Here is a 541-nt window from a genome sequence, read left to right on the forward strand (position 1 = left end):
AGACGTTCCTTCACATTCATCAAATCTGCAGCATGTGTTTGATTGTCTTCTCTAAGAGCTAATTTAATCTGATTATCGATGTCCCCCTTTATTCTGTGCAAAATCCGCATACTCAGTTCTGGATTTTCACGATTTGCTATAACTGTTTCATCTGCCACATTCAACAAGCCTGCAATTGCTTTTTTACGCGCATCATTAAACGCAGGACTTTCCTCTAAAAGCTGTAAATCCTTTCTAATAGACTCTGCAATAGGTGCAGCAAATGCCTTTTCATAGAGTGGTTCAGCTTCTCTTTTTGCAGTGTTAATAATGTCTTGCTTTAAATCAAGTGTGTTAACTTTCTCACCGAGTGTTTCATTTAGTCTTTCTCTTACACGTTGAGTACTTTCAGCTTGCCTAGCTCCTAAACGATTACTCATTATTGAATGTGTAGGATAGTCTTTTTTTGCCTCTCTTAAAGCCCGTGCAGCAAGCTGATCACTCAAATCAATAATCATTGAATCAGGACCTTTCCACTTTAAGGCCTTCTCAAGATCCTGAA

1 pseudogene is annotated in these 541 nt (G+C 38.4%); it reads right to left on the reverse strand.

Going from position 1 to position 541, the window contains the following annotated elements:
- Positions 1-541: pseudogene (locus J7R05_RS07650) on the reverse strand (hypothetical protein); the annotation flags it as partial.

Origin of the sequence: Bartonella capreoli (genome assembly GCF_902813205.1) — a bacterium.
Lineage (GTDB): Bacteria > Pseudomonadota > Alphaproteobacteria > Rhizobiales > Rhizobiaceae > Bartonella > Bartonella schoenbuchensis.